Source organism: Photobacterium halotolerans DSM 18316 (genome assembly GCF_000425165.1).
Classification (GTDB): Bacteria; Pseudomonadota; Gammaproteobacteria; order Enterobacterales; family Vibrionaceae; genus Photobacterium; species Photobacterium halotolerans.
This window is the reverse complement of the sequence record NZ_KE384322.1, coordinates 113,523-137,436: the sequence shown is the minus strand read 5'-3', so window position 1 is coordinate 137,436 and position 23,914 is coordinate 113,523. Positions and strand designations below refer to the sequence as shown.

18 protein-coding genes and 3 tRNA genes are annotated in these 23,914 nt (G+C 55.6%); 9 read left to right on the top strand and 12 right to left on the bottom strand.

From position 1 onward, the window contains the following. Positions 1-107: 107 nt before the first annotated feature. Both H511_RS0118395 and H511_RS0118390 read left to right on the top strand, forming a co-directional pair. Positions 108-1,031, top strand: coding sequence for an ABC transporter ATP-binding protein (locus H511_RS0118395; RefSeq protein ID WP_027253641.1), 924 nt, complete (start codon positions 108-110; stop codon positions 1,029-1,031). Beyond that, positions 1,028-1,798, top strand: a complete 771-nt coding sequence (locus tag H511_RS0118390) for an ABC transporter permease (RefSeq protein WP_027253640.1) — start codon at positions 1,028-1,030, stop codon at positions 1,796-1,798. The genes H511_RS0118395 and H511_RS0118390 overlap by 4 nt, the downstream gene beginning before the upstream one ends. Before the next feature lie 103 nt (positions 1,799-1,901). On the opposite strand, the gene panC is transcribed toward H511_RS0118390, so the two are convergent. From panC to thpR, 8 genes are all read right to left on the bottom strand, one after another. Then, a complete protein-coding gene (panC, locus tag H511_RS0118385; protein WP_027253639.1) occupies positions 1,902-2,777 on the bottom strand; it encodes a pantoate--beta-alanine ligase in 876 nt (291 codons plus the stop codon). Between the two features lie 12 nt (positions 2,778-2,789). Continuing rightward, positions 2,790-3,584, bottom strand: a complete 795-nt coding sequence (gene panB / locus H511_RS0118380; protein WP_027253638.1) for a 3-methyl-2-oxobutanoate hydroxymethyltransferase — start codon at positions 3,582-3,584, stop codon at positions 2,790-2,792. A 25-nt stretch (positions 3,585-3,609) separates the two neighbouring features. Further along, positions 3,610-4,095 (bottom strand): 2-amino-4-hydroxy-6-hydroxymethyldihydropteridine diphosphokinase, encoded by a 486-nt coding sequence (gene folK, locus H511_RS0118375; protein ID WP_027253637.1) that lies wholly within the window; start codon positions 4,093-4,095, stop codon positions 3,610-3,612. Continuing rightward, positions 4,092-5,456 carry a polynucleotide adenylyltransferase PcnB gene (pcnB, locus tag H511_RS0118370; RefSeq protein ID WP_211225222.1) on the bottom strand — a complete coding sequence of 455 codons (1,365 nt, stop codon included), beginning with the start codon at positions 5,454-5,456 and terminating at the stop codon, positions 4,092-4,094. The genes folK and pcnB overlap by 4 nt, the downstream gene beginning before the upstream one ends. Positions 5,457-5,555: 99 nt before the next feature. Beyond that, entirely contained in the window at positions 5,556-6,446 is an 891-nt protein-coding gene (gene gluQRS / locus H511_RS0118365) for a tRNA glutamyl-Q(34) synthetase GluQRS (protein WP_027253635.1), read from the bottom strand. An 82-nt stretch (positions 6,447-6,528) separates the two neighbouring features. Continuing rightward, positions 6,529-6,978 carry an RNA polymerase-binding protein DksA gene (gene dksA / locus H511_RS0118360; RefSeq protein ID WP_027253634.1) on the bottom strand — a complete coding sequence of 150 codons (450 nt, stop codon included), beginning with the start codon at positions 6,976-6,978 and terminating at the stop codon, positions 6,529-6,531. Between the two features lie 137 nt (positions 6,979-7,115). Beyond that, on the bottom strand, positions 7,116-7,823 hold the full coding sequence (gene sfsA / locus H511_RS0118355) for a DNA/RNA nuclease SfsA (RefSeq protein ID WP_027253633.1): 708 nt from the start codon (positions 7,821-7,823) through the stop codon (positions 7,116-7,118). Beyond that, the gene (gene thpR, locus H511_RS0118350; protein ID WP_027253632.1) at positions 7,820-8,425 is read right to left on the bottom strand and encodes an RNA 2',3'-cyclic phosphodiesterase; all 606 of its coding nucleotides are present in this window, start codon (positions 8,423-8,425) and stop codon (positions 7,820-7,822) included. Before thpR ends, sfsA begins: the two co-directional genes overlap by 4 nt. Positions 8,426-8,551: 126 nt before the next feature. Between thpR and hrpB the strand changes: the two genes are divergently transcribed. Together hrpB and mrcB are read left to right on the top strand one after the other, a co-directional pair. Then, positions 8,552-11,044 carry an ATP-dependent helicase HrpB gene (gene hrpB, locus H511_RS0118345; protein WP_027253631.1) on the top strand — a complete coding sequence of 831 codons (2,493 nt, stop codon included), beginning with the start codon at positions 8,552-8,554 and terminating at the stop codon, positions 11,042-11,044. A gap of 50 nt (positions 11,045-11,094) precedes the next feature. Beyond that, positions 11,095-13,524, top strand: a complete 2,430-nt coding sequence (gene mrcB, locus H511_RS23775) for a penicillin-binding protein 1B (RefSeq protein WP_420835040.1) — start codon at positions 11,095-11,097, stop codon at positions 13,522-13,524. A gap of 27 nt (positions 13,525-13,551) precedes the next feature. On the opposite strand, the gene H511_RS0118335 is transcribed toward mrcB, so the two are convergent. The 4 genes from H511_RS0118335 to H511_RS0118320 form a co-directional block, all read right to left on the bottom strand. Next, the gene (locus H511_RS0118335; RefSeq protein ID WP_027253630.1) at positions 13,552-14,820 is read right to left on the bottom strand and encodes a cyclic di-GMP phosphodiesterase; all 1,269 of its coding nucleotides are present in this window, start codon (positions 14,818-14,820) and stop codon (positions 13,552-13,554) included. Positions 14,821-15,056: 236 nt separating this feature from the next. Continuing rightward, positions 15,057-15,132, bottom strand: a tRNA-Thr gene (locus H511_RS0118330). 35 nt (positions 15,133-15,167) lie between these two features. Then, positions 15,168-15,243: transfer RNA gene (locus H511_RS0118325), tRNA-Asn, on the bottom strand. Between the two features lie 46 nt (positions 15,244-15,289). Continuing rightward, positions 15,290-15,365 (bottom strand) — tRNA-Phe (locus tag H511_RS0118320). A 418-nt stretch (positions 15,366-15,783) separates the two neighbouring features. On the opposite strand from H511_RS0118320, the gene H511_RS0118315 reads away from it, so the two are divergent. From H511_RS0118315 to H511_RS0118295, 5 genes are all read left to right on the top strand, one after another. Next, entirely contained in the window at positions 15,784-17,841 is a 2,058-nt protein-coding gene (locus H511_RS0118315) for a prolyl oligopeptidase family serine peptidase (protein ID WP_081669327.1), read from the top strand. A gap of 133 nt (positions 17,842-17,974) precedes the next feature. Beyond that, entirely contained in the window at positions 17,975-20,134 is a 2,160-nt protein-coding gene (locus H511_RS0118310) for a TonB-dependent hemoglobin/transferrin/lactoferrin family receptor (RefSeq protein WP_027253628.1), read from the top strand. 11 nt (positions 20,135-20,145) lie between these two features. Beyond that, entirely contained in the window at positions 20,146-20,919 is a 774-nt protein-coding gene (locus H511_RS24200; RefSeq protein WP_027253627.1) for a hypothetical protein, read from the top strand. Between the two features lie 51 nt (positions 20,920-20,970). Next, positions 20,971-22,449 (top strand): proprotein convertase P-domain-containing protein, encoded by a 1,479-nt coding sequence (locus H511_RS0118300; RefSeq protein WP_027253626.1) that lies wholly within the window; start codon positions 20,971-20,973, stop codon positions 22,447-22,449. 7 nt (positions 22,450-22,456) lie between these two features. Continuing rightward, a complete protein-coding gene (locus H511_RS0118295) occupies positions 22,457-23,905 on the top strand; it encodes an Lcl domain-containing protein (RefSeq protein ID WP_027253625.1) in 1,449 nt (482 codons plus the stop codon). Positions 23,906-23,914 lie beyond the last annotated feature (9 nt).

Sequence of the window (23,914 nt, the reverse complement as noted above, 5' to 3'; positions counted from 1 at the left end):
TGCAAAGCCAAAGATAAACAGGTCACTACTATACACTTGCGAGGCGGCTTGCAAATCCGATTTGTTGATTTTTTTTACTCTTTATACCAAATAAAGAAGCGTATTGTATGAATGCATTAGAAATTACTGATTTAAACAAGGTCTATCCAGGGGTACAGGCCCTCAAGGATATGAGCCTGACCGTCGAAGAAGGAGACTTCTTTGCTCTGCTGGGGCCTAATGGTGCCGGTAAATCGACCACGATTGGTGTGATCAGTTCTCTGGTCAATAAAACCTCCGGTCAGGTGAAAGTGTTTGGCTATGATATCGACAAGCAACTGGTTGAAGCGAAAAATCAGCTCGGTCTGGTGCCGCAGGAGTTTAACTTCAACCAGTTCGAGACTGTCGAGCAGATAGTGATCAATCAGGCCGGGTTTTATGGCGTCCCCAAGGCGCTGGCCAAAGAGCGGGCAAAGAAATACCTGACACAGCTGGATTTGTGGAATAAGCGCAATGAGCGTGCCCGTAGTTTGTCTGGCGGTATGAAACGGCGCCTGATGATAGCCCGTGCCCTGATGCACGAACCCAGGCTGTTAATTCTCGACGAGCCAACCGCAGGGGTGGATATTGAGCTGCGTCGCTCGATGTGGACTTTTCTGCGAGAGATTAACCGCCAGGGCGTCACTATCATTCTGACGACGCATTATTTGGAAGAGGCTGAAATGCTGTGCCGTAATATCGGCATCATTAATCATGGTGAGCTGATTGAGCACACCAGCATGAAATCTCTGCTGGCCAAGCTGGAGGTGGAAACCTTCATTCTTGATGTTGTCCTCAATGGCTGTAAACCTGAACTCAATGGTGTGGCATGGAAAATGCCCGATAACCACACGCTGGAGATCGACATTCACAAGGGGACAGGTCTGAACGCGGTATTCAGCCAGCTGAGTGCCCAGGGGATAGAAGTACTGTCTATGCGTAATAAAGCCAACCGTCTTGAGGAGTTGTTTGTGACGCTAGTTGCCCAGAGTCAAGGAGAGCAGTCGGCATGAGATACCAGTATTGGATTGCTTTTCAAAGTTTAATCAGTAAGGAAGTGAACCGTTTTGCCCGCATCTGGGTGCAGACGCTGGTGCCGCCAGCCATCACCATGACGTTATATTTCATCATTTTCGGCAGCCTGATCGGCAGCCGGATCGGTGAAATGGGCGGTTTTACCTATATGGAATATATAGTGCCCGGTTTGATCATGATGTCAGTGATTACTAACTCATACTCGAATGTGGCGTCATCTTTCTTTAGTGCCAAGTTTCAGCACAATATTGAAGAATTGCTTGTTGCGCCTGTGCCTAACTTTGTCATTATCGCCGGCTATATTGGCGGTGGTGTGCTGCGCGGGTTGGGTGTCGGGGTGATAGTGACGGCGGTATCGCTGCTGTTTGTCGATTTGCAGATAGCGCACCTGGGGGTGATTATTGCCACTGTTATCATGACCTCCATCGTTTTCTCTTTGGGAGGACTGATTAATGCGGTGTTTGCCAAAACCTTTGATGACATCAGTATTATTCCCACTTTCGTGCTGACGCCTTTGACCTATTTAGGCGGGGTGTTTTATTCCCTCAATCTGTTGCCTGAATTCTGGCAGTGGGTGTCCAAGCTCAATCCTATCGTCTATATGGTCAATGCGTTTCGTTATGGTTTCCTCGGGGTATCCGATGTTGGTATCGGCACAGCCTTTAGCGTGCTGCTGGCCTTTGTGGTTGCTTTGTACGGCCTGGCCCATTATCTGATATCAAAAGGGATAGGTTTACGCTCCTGAGTCGATACAGCGGGTTTGTAATGTACAATAAAAAACGCCCGGTTACCGGCAAGTAACTGGGCGTTTTCGTCAGATGTGTATCGCAGATGTCTGTCAGGCGCTGTTAGTGAGTGGTATCTGCCGAGACAGAGGCCAGCTCAATGACCTGATTATCAATCAGGCGTGCTTTACCCAGGAAAGCAGACATCAGGATCACCGCCTGTGTGGTCTCTTCACCGACCACCTGCAGCGTACGGGCATCACGGATGTAAATTTCATCCGGCTCCAGACCGGCAGCACGCAGCTGATCATTGGCATCCAGTACCACTTCATCAAAGTCACGGCGTCCGCCACGGATCTGGCTGCTGATCCAGCGCATGGTTTTCGCCAGTACCGGTGCGCGCTGACGCTCATCTACGGTGAGGTATCCATTACGTGAGCTCATTGCCAGGCCATCCATTTCACGCACTGTCGGTACACCGATGATCTCAATCGGCATCGCGAGATCGTTGACCATTTGACGGATCAACGCCAGTTGCTGGTAGTCTTTTTCACCAAAGCAGGCCACATCTGGCTGCACAATATTAAACAGCTTGGTCACTATGGTGGCAACGCCACGAAAATGACTGGGCCGCAATGCCCCTTCCAGCATGTGAGACAGGCCCGGCACTTCGACAAAGGTTTGCCGGTCCATGCCATTGGGATAAATGATATCCGGGGTCGGAGTGAACACCAGTTCGACACCTTCACCATTCAATTTGGCCAGATCCTCTTCCAGTGTACGAGGATAGTTGTTCAGGTCGTCAGCTTTATCGAACTGCATTGGGTTAACGAAGATACTGACAATAATGATATCGGCTTGTTCGCGCGCTTTGCGAACCAGAGTCAGGTGCCCCTGATGCAGATTTCCCATGGTCGGAACAAAGGCGATACGGCGGCCTTCACGGCGCCAGGCCCGAACCTGTTCACGAACAGGGGAAATATCAGCAAAAGTCTGCATGGTGGGTTTTCCTTACTCAAAGGTATGCTCTGGACCCGGGAATGTTCCCGCTTCCACTTCTTTCAGATACTGTGAAACCGCCTTGCGGATATCGCCAGCCTGAGCAAGATAGTTTTTAGAAAAACGCGGCATATAATTGGCTGAAATGCCTAACATGTCGTGCATGACTAAAATCTGGCCGTCAGTCACGTTACCGGCTCCGATGCCGATAACAGGAATGTCTAAGGCTTCGGTGATACGTTTGGCCAGTGAGGCAGGGACACACTCCAGCACGACAATTTGCGCACCTGCCTTTTGCAGCGCAATGGCGTCGGCCAGCATTTGATCTGCGCGCTCTTTATCGCGTCCCTGAACTTTGTAGCCACCAAAGATATTGACCGATTGCGGGGTCAGGCCCAGATGCGCACACACAGGTATGGCACGTTCGGTCAAGGTTCTGACTGTGTCTGTCAGCCAACTACCCCCTTCCAGTTTTACCATATTGGCACCGGCGCGCATTAGCTTGGCGGCATTGTCACAGGCCTGCTCCGGGGTGCCGTAGGTCATGAACGGCAAGTCTGCCAGAAGCAGGGCATTGGGGCTGCCGGCACGCACACAACGGGTGTGGTAAGCCATTTCATCAATAGTCACAGGCAGGGTATCGGTCTGGCCTTGCAGTACCATACCCAGGGAATCACCGACCAGAAGGACAGGCACTTCCTGTTGCTCAAACAACTGGGCAAAACTCGCATCATAAGAGGTGAGTGAGGCAAACTTACGACCTTCCTGCTTCCACTTCATCAGGTCGTTAATCGTGATTTTCTTCATTGTTATCTCCCTTCTCCCGGGTGTGTCAGGATGACCACACACGCAGGCCGTTACGGTCCACCTCGGGTAGCAGGTCAGTCAGCGCTGTACCGTCAGGCAGGACGAGTTCAGGGGCAATTTCAGCCAGTGGATAAAGCACAAACTCACGGGCTTTCATGCCATAGTGCGGAATAGTTAAACGTTCACAGTGGTGCTGCAAATCGCCATAAAGCAGGATATCCAAATCCAGAGTGCGCGGCCCCCAGCGTTCTGCTTTGCGGACTCTTCCATGCTGCTGTTCAATCTTCTGTGTCAGATCGAGCAGCGCCAGTGGTGTCAGTTCAGTATCAACGGCAACCACAGCATTGATGTAATCGGGCTGGTCCTGCGGCCCCATAGGGGTACTGCAGTACAGCGAGGACTCGGCGACCACGCTCACGTCACTGGCCTGACGTAACGCCGTCATTGCCTGGTAAGCCTGGTTCACCGGATCATTCAAATTGCTGCCGATGGCAATATAGGCACGAATCATGAGGCCGATTTCGCCTGTGGTTTCTTCCGGCGTTGCGGACGACGGCGGCGACGCTGATTACCGCCCCCCAGCTCCTGCACCATCTTATTGCGTTCATCACGCTCAGCAAACTGGAATTTGTGCCACCAGGTCGCCAGCTCAGCCACGTCCTGTCCTTCAAACTGGCCACGCATTTCGAGAAAATCGTAGGCAGCGCGGAATTTAGGGTGTTCCAGCATGACAAAGGCGCGTTTACCGAAACGGCGGCTGAAGCGGTGCTGCTGCTGCCAGATATCACGCACAGTGGTGGTCAGACGGCGAGGGATGGCAATGTTCTTCACCTGCTCATCCAAAATGTCATTGGCCGCTATCATGAAAGCATCGTAGTCGCTCAGACCACTGGTGCTGGCAATTTCTTCCGCCCGGACATTCATCGGATACCAGAGCATGGCCGCAAACATAAAGGCCGGATTGACGCGCTTACCTTCTGCGATTCTGACGTCAGTGGCGGCCAGAATGTGCTCAAGCATCTGCTCGGTCTGGCTGCTGTGATCTTCGGTAAAATGCTCGGCCAGAATCGGGAACAGCTGCTGGAACAGGTTGTATTCGCGCAGCATTTTGTAAGTTTCCAGCCCTTGGCCGGCCTGCAGCAGCTTGAGGCTCTCTTCAAACAGACGTGCGGCTGGAATGTCTTTGAGCAGGGTCGACAGTTCCAGGATCGGGGCTGCAGTGCTTGCTTCAATCTGCATATCCAGCTTGACGGCGAAACGTACGGCGCGCAGCATCCGCACCGGATCTTCGCGGTAGCGGGTTTCAGGATCGCCGATCAGGCGGACCAGGCGGTTTTGCAGATCGACAACCCCGTTTGCGTAATCACTGACAGTGAAATCTTTGATGCTGTAATACAGAGCGTTAATCGAGAAGTCACGGCGTTCTGCGTCTTCATCAATGGTACCGTAGACATTGTCACGCAGCAGCATACCTTCATGGTTGCGTGAGGCAATGGCTTGCTTGCCGGCTGGCAGCTTAACGGCGCCTGCATCATGGTGGCCGCGGAAAGTGGCCACTTCAATCACGTCACGGCCAAAGAGTATATGGGCGAGACGGAAGCGGCGGCCGATCAGGCGGCAATTGCGGAACAGCGCCTTAATTTCTTCCGGCGTTGCATTGGTCGCAATATCAAAATCTTTGGGTTCTTTGTCCAGCAGCAAATCCCGAACACCGCCGCCGACCAAATAGGCGTCAAAACCGGCTTTATTGAGGCGGTAGAGTACCTTCAGCGCATTTTCGCTGATGTCTTTGCGGGAGATACCGTGCTCCTGGCGTTGATAAACTTGCAAGCTTGGCTCCTTGTTACCCAGAGCTTTTTGCTCTCGGGTCAATACTTTACGGCAAAAGCTGGCGACTCGACTAAAGATAACACACCTCGTAATTGTGATAAGGCCGGACTGAACAGCCGCATATCATATACCCAAGTCACCTCAAGATGCTAGGTTCAGCGTGATCGCTGTTGTTGGCGGCAGGTTCGCGACATCCCAATGCGCGATCCCCCAACGGAGAATGTCGTCGCGATCAGCGTACTGCAATTCTGCCGGCGGGCACATCCCCAGAAACTTCATCGCTTGCCACAGTTGCGGCCCTGGCCGACGCGTGTCGATAGCCGGCGCGTGATTTTGTTTGGACAGTTTATTGCCATTTTCCGTCACGGCAAGCGGCAGATGTAAATAGCTCACCTCGGGTTGGCCAAGCCGGTGATAGAGACCTATCTGGCGTCCTGTCGGTTCAATCAGATCGGCTCCCCTGACGACCTCAGTGACGCCTTGCGCTATATCATCCAGCACGACCGCCAGGTTGTAGGCATACAGGCCGTCGCGGCGGCGGATGATGAAATCTTCGCTGGCCAGCGCTTCGGGTATCGCGATCCAGCCGTGCAGCTGGTCATGAAAGCCGGTGATGGCCTGGTCGACTTTCAATCTTACCGCGCTGTGAGAGGCATCCAGACCGGCATTGCGGCAGGTACCGGGATAAAAGCCGCCGGCTTCTTTGATCGCTTTGCGGCTGCAACGGCAATAATAGGCGTCGCCCTGAGCCAGCCAGTGTTCTGTCTGTGCCTGATAAAGGGCGTGACGCTGACTCTGGTAAATGACGCTGCCATCCCAGGTCATGCCAAAGGCGTCCAGAGTGCGCAATATATCGTCTGCGGCACCGGGCATTTCGCGCGGGGGATCCAGGTCTTCTATTCTGACCAGCCATTGGCCTTGCCGGGAGCGCGCCTGCAAATAGCTGCCCAGTGCCGCTACCAGTGAGCCAAAGTGCAGCGGACCGGAAGGTGAGGGGGCGAATCGTCCAGTATACGGAGATAATCTTGTCATGGTGTTGGATAGCAGACGGTCAATCACAATAAAAAAGGGAGCCTTGGCTCCCTTTTGTCAGATTACGGTTACAAAGGGCAGTTTAGCCAGCCATTTGTTTTTCTTTGATCTCTGCCAGTGTCTTACAGTCGATGCACAGGTCGGCTGTCGGACGGGCTTCCAGGCGGCGAATACCAATTTCCACGCCACATGAATCACAGAAACCAAAATCGTCATCTTCGATACGTTGCAGCGTTTTTTCGATTTTCTTGATCAGTTTACGCTCACGATCTCGGTTACGCAGTTCCAGACTGAATTCTTCTTCCTGTGCTGCACGGTCAACCGGGTCCGGAAAGTTAGCCGCTTCATCCTGCATATGGTTAACGGTACGGTCAACTTCTTCGCGCAATTGGTTGCGCCAGGCTCCGAGAATTTTGCGGAAGTGCTCTAGCTGCGCTTCACCCATATATTCTTCGCCGGCTTTTTCCTGATACGGGTCAACCCCAGCAATAGCCAGGATGCCTAACGATTTTTTAACCTTGCTCTCTGGCATATAGCATCTCCTAACATATACCGAATAACCGTCACTGGTTAATTTTGGCGGGTATCTATAGCAGAAAGGATATAACGTGGCAATTACTGCATATCTTCAATTTTATACCATTGTGAAGAAAGCATCATTTTTCCGCGTTACTGAGCAAATTCTATCCGCTGGCTCAAAGTCAGAGCCGTCGGGCTGATTTCTGCACGGTAGCAGAGGACTTCCACCCCTGCTTTTTCTGCCTGTTCCAGTAACTCATCATAGACCGGGTCTATATGGCGCGCCGCAGCGACATTTTCAATCCCAGAGTGCAGGACTGCGAAAAATAACACAGCGCGCTGACCTGAGGCTGCAACGTCTGCCAGCTCCCTTAAATGCTTCTGTCCTCTGGTGGTAACAGCATCCGGGAAATACCCGCGGCCATTATCTTCCAGCAAAGTGACACTTTTTACTTCAATGAAACAGGACGGCAGCAAGGGATCGTCCAGAACAATATCTACCCGGCTGTTTTCAGTACCATACTTCACTTCTGTGCGCAATGAAGCATAGCCGGATAATTCCGGAATGTGGTTATTTTTGAGTGCTTCGGCCACAATTTGATTCGCTCTGGCGGTATTGATGCAAATCCAGTGTCCGTCCTGTGTTTGCGTTAATTCCCAGCTGTGAGCGTATTTCCGCTTGGGGTTGTCCGAGGTGGAGTACCAGATGCTGGAACCGGGTTCGGCGCATCCTGTCATGGCACCCGTGTTGGCACAGTGAATGGTGGTGATAGTGCCATCGGGCAAGGCGATATCGGCCAGAAAGCGTTTATAGCGTTTAATGAGTGTGGCTGGCTGCAGGGAAGGTGTGTAATTCATTCGCTGTCCTGTTCGGCGATCTCCGGTTGAATAAGGGGCCACTGGTTCGCGAGCCGGTAGCGGACGCCTGGCCCGTCGGGTTCAGAAATATACAGACCAAAGCGCTGAAAGTGAAAAAGAAAATCAGGCGGCTCGTCAGGCAGGACAGGGCGCTGGCGCAGATTTTTCCTGAGTGTGATGTGCGGGGTATAGCGTCTGGCATCCTGTATCAGCCCAAGATCAAGGGCCAGCTGGCTCAGCTGCTCTGCGAGCCGGCCTAAAGGCTCGGGGCAGGTATCGCCGCCCAGCCAGAGCACACGACTGCGTTTCCAGTAACGCAGCAGGTTGAAATGCATCGAGAAAGCCGGAATAGCGAGCTGGCTGACAGCGGCGACGAGCTGGCGGTTTTGCTCATCGGTGACCTGTCCGAGGAAGGCCAGGGTCAGATGCAGATTGGCATCGGGAATGGTACGCCCTTTGCCGGGTAAGGCATCTTTCAGCTGACACAGGCTTTGGTACGGCGCCAGATTCGCCGCAGGCGGCTCTGTCAGCGGCAGGGCGAAAAACATCCGCTGGCTGTTTGGCTGTTGCGGAAAACCAGGTTGCCCGGAGTGGTGTGTCATAGTGATCTCCTGCCGGTTGGATAGCACCGTTATCCCTGTTTGAGTACAATAAGTCCGATTTTTTCTGAGCGTTCTGTTTGTCTGCAACACAGGCGCCTTCATAGAAGATGACACAAGGTAAAGATATTGTCACAACTCCCCATTGATGCGGTGCTGCCTGATGTGCACCGGGCGCTTGAGCGCAGTGAACAGATCATCCTCAAGGCGCCGCCAGGTGCGGGTAAATCCACCCGGCTGCCGCTGTCACTGCTGGCGGCGGGCTGTGTGGCCGGCAAAATTGTTATGCTGGAGCCGCGCCGGCTGGCGGCCCGTAATATTGCCTCCTACCTGGCGGCTCAACTGGGCGAGGAGGTCGGGCAGACCGTAGGCCTCAGGGTGCGGGGTGAGACACGGGTCAGTGACAGGACCCGGCTGGAGATAGTGACTGAAGGGGTCATGACCCGGATGTTGCAGCAAGATCCTGAACTGTCCGGTATCGATCTGCTGATTTTCGACGAGTTTCATGAACGAAGCCTGCATGCCGATACGGCGTTAGCACTGGCGCTGGAAGTACAGGAAGCCTTACGTGACGATCTGAAATTACTGGTAATGTCGGCCACCCTGGATCAGCAGGCGTTGCAGTCTTTACTGCCCGATGCCGAATATCTGGAATCTGCCGGTCGCAGCTACCCGGTGGACTACAGATACCAGACTCAGGGAGCCAGCGCCCGGCAGGGCAATGGCGTATCAATTGAATGGACCGGGCGTGAAATCCTCCGGCTGATGGCGACCGAGCCGGGCTCCGTGCTGGTCTTTCTGCCCGGCGCCGGAGAGATTCGCCGGCTCGCCGGGTGGCTGCAAGAAGCCGTCAGCCCGGATGTGATAATTGCGCCCCTGTACGGCCAAATGGACAGCAAAGCCCAGCAGCAGGCGATACAGCCGGCCCTCGGGGGCAAACGGAAAATTGTGCTGGCCACCAATATCGCGGAAACCAGTCTGACCATTGAAGGTATCCGCCTGGTGGTGGATTGCGGTTTAGAGCGGATAGCCCGCTGGGACGCCAAAACCGGTATCAGCCGACTCGAATTGGTGCGTATTGCCCGTTCCTCGGCGGAACAGCGAGCCGGCCGTGCCGGGCGGCTTGAGCCCGGGATCTGTCTGCGGCTGTACAGCGAAGCGTTGCTGGCCCGTCAGCCTGCCGTGCCTGAGCCGGAAATTCTGCGTACCGATCTGAGCCATCTGGCGATGGAACTGGCCCAGTGGGGATGCACCTCCGCCGCTGAGCTGCGCTGGCTGGATGTACCGCCTGAGAGCGCGCTGCAGCAGGCGCAGGCATTACTGGTCGCGCTGGGGGCGATGGACACCCGCCATCAGCTCACCGGCAAAGGGCAGGCGATCCAGCAACTGGGTGCCGAGCCCCGGCTGGCGGCGATTCTGACGCATGCCAGCTCGCTCGAGGTGAGCGCGCGCGTGACCGCCGCTATGCTGGTGGCGCTGTTAGAAGAGCCGGTCAGAGGAATGAACAATCCGGATCTGGCGTTTCAGCTGCACCTGCTGGAGTCGGATCAGCTCCCCCGCAGTGCCTACTACCGGCAGCGGGCCAGACAGCATTTTTCAAAACTCGGGACGACTGAGCAGGATAAGACGCTCAGATGGCGGACCGACAGCCGCTGGCTGCCGGTATTGATGGCGGCGGGCTTTCCCGATCGCGTTGCCGTGTCCCGGGGGCAGGACGGCCGTTTTCAGCTGGCTAACGGTCAGGGCGTGGTCATCGATGAGGATCATCCGCTGGCGGGGGAGTCTGCTCTGGTGGTGGCTGATGTGGTGAAAACCCGGCAGGGTGACAGCCGGGTGTTTTCCGCTGTGGCGGCCGATATCGGGCAACTGCAGCAGGCGATGCCGCAACTGTTTCATGAGAAGGAATGGCTCGACTGGGATGACAAAAAAGGACGTCTGGTCGCTGAAAAGCAACATTGTTGTGGCAGGCTGATCATTAAACGTACCGCGCTGGCAGAGCCGGATCCGGCCCGTGCCGGGGAAGCCTTGCTGAATGCCATTCGCCGTCAGGGGCTGGATGTACTGCCCTGGAACGCGCGCAGCGAAGGCCTGCTGGCTCGTGCCCGTTGTGCGGCCAGGTGGCTGCCGGAGATGGCACTGCCGGCCATGGATGAAGAAAGTTTGCTGCTGGCTCTGGAAGACTGGCTGCTGCCTTTCATGACCGGGATTGGCAGCATGAAAGCGCTGGTGAAACTGGATCTGACCGCCGCGCTGGAAGCGTATCTGGGCTGGGAGCAGGCCAAAGCCCTGGATGCGGCACTGCCGACCCATTATCAGGTGCCGACCGGGTCACGCTACCCGATACGGTATCAGCCTGGTCAGGCTCCCGTGCTGGCGGTGCGTATGCAGGAAATGTTCGGTGAGCAAAGCTCACCAAAGATTGCCCAGGGAAAGGTTGCGCTGGTCCTTGAGCTGCTCTCGCCGGCCCAGCGGCCGTTACAGATCACCTCAGATCTGGCCGCATTCTGGCAAGGTGCCTACAAAGAGGTACAAAAAGAAATGAAGGGCCGTTACCCTAAGCATGTTTGGCCTGATGATCCCGCCAGTCATGCCCCGACACGAAAAACCAAGAAATACATGTAGTCGGCCAGCATGTGCTGCGCTGAAACTGACAGCCTGATAGCTAAGACATCATGATGATCCAAGAGTCCAAGCACCGCCTGGCCGCGCCTAAAAAGCCAACGGAAAAACAACCAAGAGCCACCAGGAAAGCCGCTCCGGCCAGCAAAAAAGCCAAAACCCAGCCGCGCAAAAAAGCGGCTCAGACACCGCCTAAGCGCACCCCGCCGACAAGCCGCCTCGCCCGTCTGGGGCGCTGGGTACTGTTTTTCGGCCTTAAGCTGGGGTTGGCGGTTCTGGCCGTGGTGGTGGTGATGGGGATCTATCTGGACACCCTGGTGCGGGACAAATTTGAAGGCCAGCTCTGGGACTTACCTGCCGTTGTGTACGGCCGGGTACTGGATCTGCAGCCCGGTCAGGCCATCACCCTGAGTGAAGTGAAACGTGAGCTGGACGCCTTGCAGTATCACAAAGTCCGTACCCCGCAGCGTGCCGGGGAGTATTCAGCCTCGTCGACCCGCATTGAGCTGGTGCGCCGTCCGTTTGAGTTTGATGACGGCTATGAAAGTCAGCGCCACGTGATGCTGACATTCGGTGACAGCGGGCTGAGCCGGATAGACGATCTCGGGCGGGAAAAGGCGCTGGGGTATCTGCGCGTCGAACCCAAAATGCTGGGGATGCTGGGTACCAAAGAAGGGGAGCAGCGGATCTTCACGCCACGGGAAGAGTTTCCTGAGGTGCTGATTGATGCTCTGCTGGCGACCGAAGATCGGGATTTCTACCACCACGGCGGGGTGTCGCCTCTGGCTATCCTGCGTGCGGCGCTGGTGAACCTTAAAGCCGGACGTACCGTGCAGGGCGGCAGTACCTTAACTCAGCAGCTGGCGAAAAATATCTTCCTGACCCGTGAACGCTCACTGTGGCGCAAGATCCAGGAAGCCTATATTGCGATCATTATCGATTATCGCTACAGCAAAGATCGTATCCTGGAAGCGTACCTGAATGAGGTGTATCTCGGCCAGAGTGGCAGCCGGGAAATTCATGGTTTTGGCCTCGGCGCCCGCCTGTACTTTGGCCGGCCTTTGCAGGAACTGCGCATTGATCAGCTGGCGATGCTGGTGGGCATGGTCAAAGGCCCGTCGTACTACAACCCGTGGCGGCATACCGAGCGCGCCAGAGACAGGCGGGATCTGGTGCTCAGACTGATGCTGGATCAAAATATCCTGACCGGCGCTGAATATGAGCAGGCTGCGTCAAGAAAACTGGATGTGCAAAAGCAGCCGGTGATCGCCAGCCGCCAGCCTGCCTACTTCCAGCTGCTGCAACGGGAACTGAAAGAGAAAGTCGGTAACCGTTTCACCCCCGGGGTCGGTTTGCGGATCTTCAGCACTCTGGATCCTGTGTCGCAGCAAGAAGCAGAAAACGCGGTTGCTCAGTGGATCCCGGTACTGGAGCAAAAAGCCGGGAGTCCGATTGAAACGGCTATGGTGGCGGTGGATCGGCACAGCGGTGAGATCCGGGCCATGATAGGCGGCAGCCGTCCGGGCTATGCCGGATTCAACCGGGCACTCGACAGTCGCCGGCAGATTGGTTCGCTGGTGAAACCTGCCGTTTACCTGAGCGCCCTGCGCCAGCCTGATAAGTTCAGTCTGGCCACGACACTGGACGACAAGCCGATTTTGCTCAAAGGCAATCAGGGCAGTGAGTGGCGGCCGCAAAACTATGATCGTCAATATCGCGGCCAGGTGCCTTTGTATGACGCCTTATCGCGTTCGCTGAATGTCCCTACGGTGAATCTGGGCCTGCAGGTCGGGCTGGATAATGTGATAGCCACTCTGGCTGAACTTGGCGTCGCCAAAGAAGCCGTGCCTCGCCTGCCTTCTATCTTGCTGGGCGCCTTTACCCTGTCACCGTTTGACGTCAGTCAGATGTACCAGAGCCTGACCAGCGGGGGACGCCGTGCCGACCAGACGGCTTTGCGCGCTGTGGTCGACCGTCAGGGCAAGGTGCTTTACCGTCATCTTCCTTCCGGCCGTCAGGTGGTGCCTGAGCAGGCGGCCTGGCTGACGACGTATGCGATGAAGCGGGTTGTCAGCCAGGGGACCGGGCGTTATCTGCAACCCAGATTTGGCTGGGCTGCACTGGCTGGCAAAACCGGTACTACAGATGATACCCGCGACAGCTGGTTTGTCGGGGCGGACGGCAGGGAAGTGGTCACAGTGTGGATTGGCCGGGATGACAATAAACCGGTCAAACTGACCGGAGCCAGCGGCGCATTACGCCTCTACAGCGGCTATCTGGAGCGCCGTCAGCCTGAGCGGCTGCAGCTTAGCTGGCCACAGAAACTCAGTACGCTCAAGTATCACAGGTTGCAGAACGGCACCCTGGGTCTGGATTGCCAGGGCGAGCAGTCTCTGCCGGCCTGGGATCCGACCGGCTCGCTGTCCGCGCATTGCCGGGAGGGTAAGCCTGAAGGCTGGATCAAAGAGATGTTCAGCTGGTAAAGCGCGCAAGGGCTGTTCAGACAGCCCTTATCCGTTTTCCGGTTCGAAGTAGTAAGAAATACGGGCTCTGGGATTGAGGTACTGGCGTATTGGTTCGGGCAGTTTCTGCGGATGCAGCGCTCTTTCTATCGTCATATCACTTTGTTCCAGATCAAGCACTGGCGCTTCATTGGACGGCACGCTCGGATCGTAAATCAAAATGTTGGGGTACAGCAGTCGTTTGGCATTGACGGAGATGACCATGCCGACCTGCTGATTGGAAAGTTGTACGACACTGCCCGGCGGATAGACACCCATCATACGCACCATTAACGCGATGAATTCCTCACTGTACTGTCCCTTTTTGTGTTTAAACAGATAGGAAAGCGCACTGTAGGGGATCTTGGCTTTGCCGGGATCCATCGGGTGGCACAAGTTGTCGTAAGCGTTAACAACAGCGACCAGTTGTGCAAAGCGATTTATCTGGTGACCCTGCAGCCCCAGCGGATAACCGCTGCCGTCCATCAGTTCATGGTGCTGACTGAGGATAGGTTTGGCAGCATCCGGGAAGTCCGCACTCAGCTCTGCCAGTTCAAGGCTGTACTTAGGGTGCAGTTTGAGGAAATTGGCTTCTGGTTCTGTCAGAGGGGTTATTTTGCGCAGAATGTGCGTCGGTATTTTTTGTTTCCCTATGTCATGAAACAGGGCACCAAGCGCGATGGTTTTGATATCGCTGGCTGGCATGCCGTTGGATTTGGCCAGCAACATGGACAATACGGCCACATTGAGCGAATGGTAGTAAATATCTTCCGATTCTTTCGCATCGCTCATCAGGTGCAGGACCAGATTATCGTTGTCCAGTAAGGCTTCCACCATGTCGTTGACCAGCTCTTCGGCATCGGCAAATGCCGTCACCGGACGGTTTTTTATTTTTTGCGAAATAGCGCGTAATTTGGATAAAGAACGCTGGAAGCTTTTCTCACAACGATTGAGGTTGCGTTTGTAATTCTTCAGATGCTCAATTCGCCGTTGCTTTTCTTTCCACAACTTATCGGCCTGTTTATTGATAAAGCGGGCTTCTTGCTCTGAGATGGCATCCTGTTCGGTATTGAGCGTATTTTCCGGAAGAGGGTGGGTGTCGCTTTTATCCGGATAGAGAATGACAAATTTAAGCCCGAGGTTTTTTATCAGACGGATCTGCTGGTTATCCTTAATCTTGAAGTGATTAAGCATGAACGGATGCTCCGTCCACTGTAACGGCAGCTTGATATACAGACCAGGAGTTAAACACTCGGTAGGGAGTTCTATGCTTGTCATTACCTTTTTCTATGCATTTACTATTTCAGGCAGGCAATGCACGGCGTGTCCTGTGGCTGTCACGCTTTGACAGTTGAGTAAGAGGGAGGTTATTCCGTGCTGTGTGAAATGTGTATCACAATAGCGTTCTGAAATCGATTATTAAGAAGACCGTTAATAAAAAATGGGCTTAATGTCGTGAAAAATGTGCAAAAGGAATAGATAAAAAAAACCTCGCAATTGCGAGGTTTAAAAGATGGTGCCGACTACCGGAATCGAACTGGTGACCTACTGATTACAAGTCAGTTGCTCTACCTACTGAGCTAAGTCGGCTTTATTATTGTTAAGTTATTCTCAAATAACAAAATTGGCTCCCCCTGCTGGACTTGAACCAGCGACATACGGATTAACAGTCCGCCGTTCTACCGACTGAACTAAGGGGGAATTGTCTTGCATTATGACGTTACCAGAACACCATAATATTGAATAATGGTGCCTCGAGGCGGAATCGAACCACCGACACGAGGATTTTCAATCCTCTGCTCTACCGACTGAGCTATCGAGGCAACGGGGCGCATTAAAAAGGTTTTGCGTTTTTCCGTCAATGGTTTTTTTAAAAAAAACGAACAAGATTCCTTTTTTTGTACGGATTGTGTGGATTTTAATCTTCCCTGCCCGCTGAATAATGAAAATCGCCAGATTTATACATCGCCATACTGGGTCCTGGTCGGCGATTACTATGGCTCAATTATTATTATCCCGCGCTTTCTTCTGTTGATTCTTCTTTATCCGGTCTGTTTTTTGGTCAGCATCTTGTTGCTTAGATGGTTTAGTGTGATCTGAATCACTTATCTCCTGCTTTTTGTAAACACAAATGAAACTGATAATTGATCTCATTTATATTTATGTGCATGATGTGCGCCCTGTTTAATGGGCAGAAAGTTGCTTTCCCTGGTGAAGTTGTAATTAGGTTGTGATGTCGAGATGAAAAGTTGCTTGGTGGGTATCATGTTGTGCGGTATGGCGAGCCTGCTTTCGGCTCTGCCGGTATTCGCCCTTGATGTGGCGGTCTCTGAACCGGCCCCGGCTTACGGCTGGTTGCGGGATGATTCCCGTCAGTCGGCAAAAGTACTGGCTTTTCTGAAAGATGAAAATCAGCAGACTGAGCAGGCATTACAGCAGCAGACCTCGCTGGAACAGTCATTGCTGGCTGAGTGGCAGGCCCGTCAGGCCAGTGTGGCCGACCGGCCATGGCAGCTTGCCGGGTCGTACAATTATCGGCTCAGTTCAACGGCTCAGTCCCGGCTGCTGTTGCGGCAGGATGCCCGGACGGGAGAAGTCAACACAGCCGTTGATCTGACACAACGCAGCCAGCAGGCGGACTACTATCAGCTCGGCAACTGGCAGGTGAGTCCGGATCACCGCTATGTGGCCGTCACCGAAGATCGCCGGGGCGATCGCAATTACCGTCTGACGGTGATTGAACTGTCCAGCGGACGGGCTGTAGCAACGCTTTCAGAGCACGCCGCGACGGATCTTGTATGGAGTGCTGACAGCCAGAGCCTGTATTTCGTCGAAAATGAAGGCGGGACTTACCGTCCGTATCAAGTGGTGCGCTGGTCGCTGCCGCAGGCACGCAAAGCGATGCTGTTTCGCGAGCACAATCCGGCCTGGCTGGTGTCTGTCTATGCCGCGACAGCTGATCAGTATGTGATCATTCAGTCGAATAACCATGACAGCAGTGAGCAGCAGCTGGTGGACAGTAACAGCGGCAAGCGCCTGGCTACACTGCGGCCACGCGAATCTGGTGTGGAATATTATGCCGATGTGCGCCATGCCTCCCTGTTCCTGGTCAGCAACCGTGACGGTGACTTTCGTCTTTTTCGCGCGGCATTGAACGAGGGTGATGCCGCGAACTGGCAGCCACTCTGGCAGCCGGAACCCAATCAGCACATCAAGAACTGGCTGCTGTTTCCCGAGCACATAGTGCTGGAAGTGACCGAGAAGAGTACCAGTCGGGTGATCGTCCTTGATTATCAGGGCCGGAGCTTGTTTGACACCATCATCACCCCGGCAGGCGGTGTGGCCTGGCTGTCTGGCAACAGCAACCGCTATGGCCGCTCTGTGATGATCCGCAGCATGTCGCTGACCCAGCCACCGCAGTGGCAGGCGCTGGATCTTACCCGAATGCGCATTGCGACCCTGACCGAAGATCGTTATCCCGGCATAGATCCGGCCGCGTATCAGACTGAACAGATTGAGGTACGTCACGGCGGCGTTTCCGTTCCTGTGACACTGGCTTACCGTACTGACCGGCTCAATGAAAAATCGCCCGTCCTCCTCTACGGCTACGGGGCGTATGGCACACCGGTGCGTCCTTACTTCATGCCACAAATCATCAGCCTGCTGGATCGCGGGGTGATTTATGCGATCGCCCATGTCAGAGGCGGCGGGTATCTCGGCCCGCAATGGTATGCGCAGGGCAAGGGACACAATAAACCCAACAGTTTCGACGATTATCTGGCCGTGGCGCAAGGGATCAAAGCCTACCGCCAGGGGCGCGACAGGCCCATTCTGGCTCTGGGCGGCAGTGCCGGCGGTACCCTGATCGCCGGGGCGCTGAACCGGCAGCCGGCATTGTTTGCCGGCGCCGTACTGCAGGTGCCTTTTGTTGATGTGATAGCCACCCTGTCGGATCCAAGCCTGCCGCTGACCCGGCAGGAATATGCCGAATGGGGCGATCCCCGCGATCCGGCGCAGCTGGCGGTGATGAAAACATACAGCCCGAATGACAATATTTCGCCGCAGGCTTACCCGCCCATGCTGGTGACCGCCGGACTGTACGACACTCAGGTGCCTTACTGGGAACCTACCCGCTGGGTGATGGCAATTCGCGACCACAGCCGCAGCCAGGGCCCTTATCTGCTGCAGACCGATTTGTCCGGCGGCCACCGGCAGGATGCCCGGCAGGCGATGCGGCAGCAGGCCAGAGAGTATGCCTTCCTGCTGCGCCTGGCACCCACAGCGACACAGTCACCTTAAACCGTTTTGCCATTACAGCCTGTCTGGTTTCGCGGGAAGCCGGAGGGGCTGCTTTGACCTGATAAAACCTTAACCAATTAATTTTAATAACAAATTTCCCTAACAATTTTTCCTAACAACCGGAGTGTGCAACATGCAGTTGAAGCCTGTCCCCCTGGCTTTGTGTGCCCTGTCCAGTACCGCAGGCCTGATGAGTTTTCACAGCCTGGCCGCCCAGCAAGCGGAAGCCGAAAAAATGACGACTGTGGTGGTCACGGCGACCCGCATCGAGCAGCCGCTGTCTGAAACCAATGGCTCAGTGGCGGTGATCACCAGTGAGGATATTGCACGTGAGGGATCGACCGAGCTGTATGACGTGCTGTCTCATGAACCCGGTGTCAGCGCCAGCGGTGGCGCCGGACGTCCGCAAACTATCACGATCCGCGGCATGAGCGGCAACCGGATTGCGGTGATCAAAGACGGCGTCAAAGTCGCGGACGGCTATGGAGCCAGCGATCTGAACGATGTGGCCGGCCATAACAGCTTCGATCTGGGCGATGTCAAGCAGATTGAAGTGGTCAAAGGGGCGGACTCGTCGCTGTACGGCTCCGGTGCCATTGGCGGCGTAGTGGTGCTGACCTCGAAAACTGCGAGTGATTATCTGGGCAGTGAGGAGCGCTATGCCGGTCTGGAAGCCGGTTACTCGGGGATCAGTGATAAGTACACCTCGACCCTGACCACGGCAGCACGGCTGGGCGACACGGCGCATCTGGTGCGCCTCAGCTACTGGCAGGGCAGTGAGAGCAAAAACCATGATCAGTCACTCTATCTCAGGGATATTGACGGCTTCAATGCGGCCCTGAGCAGTGAATGGTTTTTGAATGACAGCTGGATGCTCAAAGGCAAGGCAGAGTATTACCAGCAGCAGATGAGACGGGAGCAGGGAATACCCCCGACTCAGCCGGACGGCGGCGGCTGGCAGGCCAGCTCATTTCTGGAAGAAGGGGAGACGAGCACCTTGTCTGTCCGCGCAGGGGCAGAATGGGAAGGGGAAGCCCTGCTGGCCGAGCAGGCGGATATCAATCTGTACTACCGCCAGACAGACACCCTGAGCGATAAAGATATTGCGATGCAGCGGACGCAGGAAGGGCTGGTGTTCAAACGCCGTCAGTCTGAACGCCGTGCATTTAATGATCATCTGATCGGCTTGTCAGCCGATTTGCAGCAGCGGGCTGCGCATGGCGAGGTTGAGCACGCCATCGCCTGGGGGATGGAGCTGGAATCCATGCTCCATGAGCGTCCGGTCAGCAAGCGTGTTGCCGACTGGAGCGGGGATACGCAGCAAGACTCTGTGCCTTTTGCCTCGGCCCGAACCCATAGCCTGGGAGTGTATCTGCATGATGATATTCACTGGGGCAAATGGAACCTGGTGCCGGGCCTGCGCTTCGACTATCAGCAGATGTCGTCTGAAGTGAACGACAGCATTGGCGGCTATCCACTGCACGAGCTGAGCAGCAGTGAGCTGTCACCCAGTCTGTCGCTGGCCTACCAGTGGACAGCGGATCTGAATGCCTACCTGAGTTACAGCCATGGTTTTCTCGCGCCTTCCTATGCCAAGGCCTACGGTTTTGTCCCGCATCTGTCGAGCGATCTGGGCAATTTTGTGATCCGGCCGAATGCCGATCTGGAGGCGGAAACCAGTGACAACCTGGAACTGGGAGCCAAATACGATGACGGCCAGTTCGCTGTGTACGGCGCGGTGTTCTATTCGGTATTCGACAATTTCATCAGTGAGAAAACCATCGGCTGGAACGAAGCGGCTAAGTACGCCGAAGTGCAGTATCAGAATCTGGACGGGGTGAAAACCTACGGTGCCGAGATGAGCGTCAGCTACTGGTTCAGCGAGCGCCTGAACCTTGTCAGCAAGCTGGGCATTGTTGACGGCGAGGATGAGCACGGCGAGCCGATCCGCACTCTGACGCCGCTGGAAGGTAACAGCATGCTGCTGTATCAGCAGGACAGCTGGCAGGGTTTCGTGCGGGTCAATTATGCCGGTGCGATGGACAAAGTGCCTAGCTGCCAGGATGAGCTGGGGATAAGCCAGCGCTGTGCCGCCACGTCAGGCTGGATGACGCTTGATGCCGGCGCGGGATTTAACCTGAGCCCGGATTTTCGCATCAATGCCTCGGTGCATAACCTGTTCGATCGCCAGTACACCCGGTATCAGGATGTGGCGGGTGTGAGCGAAGCTCAAACCACCTTTTCAACTGAGCCGGGCCGCTATTTCAGCGTCAACGCCAAGTACCGCTTTTAAGGAAAGCCGCAATGAGACGATTTTTTCTGACGGCGGCCGCGCTGCTCTGCAGCCAGGCTCAGGCTCAGCATCTGCTCTATCCGCTTGATAGTGCTGCGATTCACGACAGTGATGCGGCGCTGGCGTATGTGCAGTCCCGCTATCCGCACACAGAGTCGCTGGTGCTGCGTTACACCCGCCAGAGCCTGCTGGGCAGCCATTACAATTTTGTTCAGCAAGATGCTCTGGGCCGGCCCTGTGAAGGGGCGATGGTGGTGACCACAGATCAGCATGGCCAGCTGTACCGTGTTTTCAACACCCTGCTCGATGAAACGGCAAACTGTGCTCTGAACCAGCCGCTGCCGCCACGGCCGCACACCTTGCTGACGCCGCCGGAGGGCGAGCGGGTTCAGACGGCCATGACAGTGTTTGATCCGGATCCGCGCACCGCAACGGGGCGGGCGATTGAAGCCGGCCATGCCAATGTCGATGAGATTGTGATTCCGGCAGAAGCCTATCAAAGCGTCACAGGTGTTGAGGTGACCCGCAAGGACGGCCAGCTGTATCTGGCCAACGACAGGGTGATGGCGGTCGATATTACAACCATCACAGATCTGGCGCTCGGGCCGCAGCAGGGACTGGTGTCAGTGGCCGATAGCGAAGGTTTTGCTTTTACTCGCCAGGACGCGGCGTTTCGGGACGTCAATGCGTTTTACCACCTGGATCATTCGCTGCAGTACCTCGAAAGTCTGGGTTTTCGCGGTGAGTTGGCAGTGTTTCGCGCCCCGCTGAAAATCGATGCGTAGGGCCAGAGTAGCAATAACTCCACTTACCTGACAGATGCCGGGATCCTGGCGATGGGAGTCGGGGGTGTTCCGGACAGTGAGGATGCCGACGTGGTGCTGCATGAATTCGGGCATGCCATCAACCATCAGCTGGTTCCGGACTGGAAAGGCGGAGACAGCGAAGCCATAGGTGAAGGTTTCGGCGATTACTGGGCCGGGGCTTACAGCTTCTGGGTTCAGCGGGATCGCAGCGAACGCTTTGAGCTGGATGTGTTTGCCAACTGGGACGGCGCGGTCGGTGCGCTGAAAGCGCGGCGCTCGCTCAATGATCAGGAAGCACGCTATTACCCGGAGATGGAGTACCGGGCGCATGTTTCTGTGTTCGGTACCCTGGGTGATCAGCTGTGGTCGACGCCTTTGTTTCAGACACTGAAGCAGGCCGAAGCCGTCTATGGCGAAGCGGCGTTTGATGAATTTAACCGTGTGGTGTTCGAAGGGATGGCCGGGATGGGTTTTGGCATGAAAATGAGCGATCTGGCCCGTTCTACTGTCGATGCCGCGCAGCGTCTCTATCCGCAGAAAAGCTATGCCAGCTGGCTGGCCGACAGATTCAGGCATCATGGCATTCTGCGCGATGCCGTGGTGCTGGATCAGACCGCGTCGGCGCTGGCGGTGACGGACAATAATCAGACTCAGTTGTCGGTCGCTCTGGTTAATGCCAGCGAGCAGACTCTGGCGGCGTTGCGTGCCGAACTGGCGATACCTGCACTGAACTGGCATCAGGTAGTTGCTGCTGATCACCTGGCTGCCGGTGCGATCAGCCGGGTTAATGAGCCGATCCGTATCCCGCAGGCGCTGCAGTGCGGGGAAAGCATTGCGCTGACGGCGGACATCAGCGTCACCGCCGATCCGGCACAGCAAACCCAAAGCAGCCAGCAACAGCTGAGTTTCAGCTATGGCGTGCCTGTCTTGTCGCAACCTCTGCAGCTACTGAATCAGGCGCTGCCGGATGCCCGCCAGATCAATGAAGGCGGCAAGATCCTGCTGGGAGAAGCACTGTTCGCGCTGAAAGTGCCTGAAGGCACCGCCGATGTTTCTCATGATTTCGGTATTCAGCTGTCTGTTTCTCATGCCCGTTTTTCCGATCTGAAGGTGGTGATCCGTACGCCTTCAGGCCGGAGTTTTCCTCTGCTGGACTACCAGGCCTATCCGCTGACGGACAAAAGCTACACCTTCACTCTCAGCAATACGCCGGCACTGGCGCAGTTGCAGGGCGAGCCTATGGCGGGCAACTGGGTGCTGGAAGTGACTGACAGGGCCACGGGACAGAGCGGCCAGCTCAGATCCTGGGGGATAGGAGCAGTGACTGGGTTTGACTGCGGTGAAACCGACACCGCAGCGAAACCTGAGGATAAACCAACCGCAGACAATACAGCGCAGCCTGACAACCAAAGCGCGTCCGGCGGTGGTTCGCTTGGGCTGTTCAGTCTGCTGTTTTTTGCTGTGATGGCGTTGCTGAGACGCCGCCTATTGAATGTTAATAATAAGTGAGAGTCAGATGAAATCTTTACAACTAGCAGCATTGCCGGTTGCGCTGACCATGGCCCTGAGCGGATGTAATGGCTCAGGTTCTGGCAGCAGCAAGGCAGATGATCAGGGGTTGCCGACTTATGATGTCAGCGGGCGCGTATCGTCGGCCAACCTTGGCCTGCCGATGACGGTGTGTGCCGATATCAACCGCGACTGGGTGTGCGGAACCGATGAACCTGCGGTCAGCTCCAATCAGTATAACTTCACCCTCAGCAGCACTGATATCCGGGTGAAAACCTCGCCCTTGCTGGTTCAGGCCAGCCCGGCGGTCTCGGCCCGCTCCTCGGCATCGTCATCTTTGAGTCTGGCGGCCCCGGCTGCCCGCGAGAACGCCTTCACCCTGATCAACGGGGTGACTACGCTGGTTATGGGTGAAATGCTGGCTGGTGCCAGTCTGGATGCCGCCGTTGCAGCGGTCAGCAACAAGCTTAAAGCTCTGGGGATAACCCCGCCGTCGGATCTGCTGGCTGGCAGTGATGATGTGGCTCTGGCAGAGCTGGATACTCAGCTGGTGGCGCTGTTCGGGCAACTGGATGCCAGCAGCGACGATTATGCGGCTGCGGTTGCCGGTGCAGCCAAAGGCCTGGTGGCTTACGGCCCGGATCTGCTGGCCGGTACGCTGAGTGCCAGCCAGATCCAGGAAATAGTGGCGCTGGGCCGGATGTCCGGCAACGCGCTCAATGATACCGGCATGGTGCAGCACCTCAACCTGTCGAGCGGGCTGATGTCTGATCAGCCTGACAGCGGCACACCGGGTCAGGATGCCAGCTTCGGGCTGGATGTGACTGACGGCGGTTTTAAATTTACCAAGCTGGACGAGAAGGGGCAGCCGCTGCCGCAAGACAGTGTCAGCTGGCAGTGTGTCAAGGATGAGCGAACCGGGCTGATCTGGGAAGTCAAAGCCGATGACAAGAGCTCGTACCGCGACAAGCATCGTGTGTTTGCGCTGGAAACCGAGACTGTCACTCCCCATGCCGAGGAAATCGCACTGGCTTCGTGCAACACAGATCATCTGGCAGCCTGTACCACGCAGGCGTACAGCGAGAAACTGAATGCCTCCGGCTACTGCGGCCAAACCAGCTGGCGGCTGCCGACCATGAATGAGCAGTATGATTTGCTGGATTTCGGCGAAACGGCGACGGATGCGGCAGGCAACACCTATGGTCTGAAGGTGCAGTTCTTCAACGATCAGACTATCGGCAGCGACGATTTACCCTATGGCTTCTACTGGTCTTCAACTCTGCTGCGCACCGATCCGGGTTACACCGCCGGGAAAGCCATTACTTATCTGACCCAGATGAGCGGTGCGGATGGCGGCACCGGGCTGGGTGAGTTAACGGCATATCAGGCACTCTGTGTGCCGGGTGAAGAGTGCCTGTCACCGAATGTGATGGCCGTTCGTATGGTTGCGGAATAAGGAATTAAA

What these genes read in the sequence shown, in the direction of transcription:
- panC (WP_027253639.1), bottom strand. Translation starts at nt 2,777, where the DNA reads ATGCAGACTTTTGCTGATATTTCCCCTGTTCGTGAACAGGTTCGGGCC.
- H511_RS0118315 (WP_081669327.1), top strand. Translation starts at nt 15,784, where the DNA reads ATGAAAAGTTGCTTGGTGGGTATCATGTTGTGCGGTATGGCGAGCCTG.
- sfsA (WP_027253633.1), bottom strand. Translation starts at nt 7,823, where the DNA reads ATGAATTACACACCTTCCCTGCAGCCAGCCACACTCATTAAACGCTAT.
- thpR (WP_027253632.1), bottom strand. Translation starts at nt 8,425, where the DNA reads ATGACACACCACTCCGGGCAACCTGGTTTTCCGCAACAGCCAAACAGC.
- H511_RS0118335 (WP_027253630.1), bottom strand. Translation starts at nt 14,820, where the DNA reads ATGACAAGCATAGAACTCCCTACCGAGTGTTTAACTCCTGGTCTGTAT.
- H511_RS0118300 (WP_027253626.1), top strand. Translation starts at nt 20,971, where the DNA reads ATGGGAGTCGGGGGTGTTCCGGACAGTGAGGATGCCGACGTGGTGCTG.
- H511_RS0118390 (WP_027253640.1), top strand. Translation starts at nt 1,028, where the DNA reads ATGAGATACCAGTATTGGATTGCTTTTCAAAGTTTAATCAGTAAGGAA.
- gluQRS (WP_027253635.1), bottom strand. Translation starts at nt 6,446, where the DNA reads ATGACAAGATTATCTCCGTATACTGGACGATTCGCCCCCTCACCTTCC.
- mrcB (WP_420835040.1), top strand. Translation starts at nt 11,095, where the DNA reads ATGATGATCCAAGAGTCCAAGCACCGCCTGGCCGCGCCTAAAAAGCCA.
- H511_RS0118395 (WP_027253641.1), top strand. Translation starts at nt 108, where the DNA reads ATGAATGCATTAGAAATTACTGATTTAAACAAGGTCTATCCAGGGGTA.
- H511_RS0118310 (WP_027253628.1), top strand. Translation starts at nt 17,975, where the DNA reads ATGCAGTTGAAGCCTGTCCCCCTGGCTTTGTGTGCCCTGTCCAGTACC.
- H511_RS24200 (WP_027253627.1), top strand. Translation starts at nt 20,146, where the DNA reads ATGAGACGATTTTTTCTGACGGCGGCCGCGCTGCTCTGCAGCCAGGCT.
- dksA (WP_027253634.1), bottom strand. Translation starts at nt 6,978, where the DNA reads ATGCCAGAGAGCAAGGTTAAAAAATCGTTAGGCATCCTGGCTATTGCT.
- panB (WP_027253638.1), bottom strand. Translation starts at nt 3,584, where the DNA reads ATGAAGAAAATCACGATTAACGACCTGATGAAGTGGAAGCAGGAAGGT.
- folK (WP_027253637.1), bottom strand. Translation starts at nt 4,095, where the DNA reads ATGATTCGTGCCTATATTGCCATCGGCAGCAATTTGAATGATCCGGTG.
- H511_RS0118295 (WP_027253625.1), top strand. Translation starts at nt 22,457, where the DNA reads ATGAAATCTTTACAACTAGCAGCATTGCCGGTTGCGCTGACCATGGCC.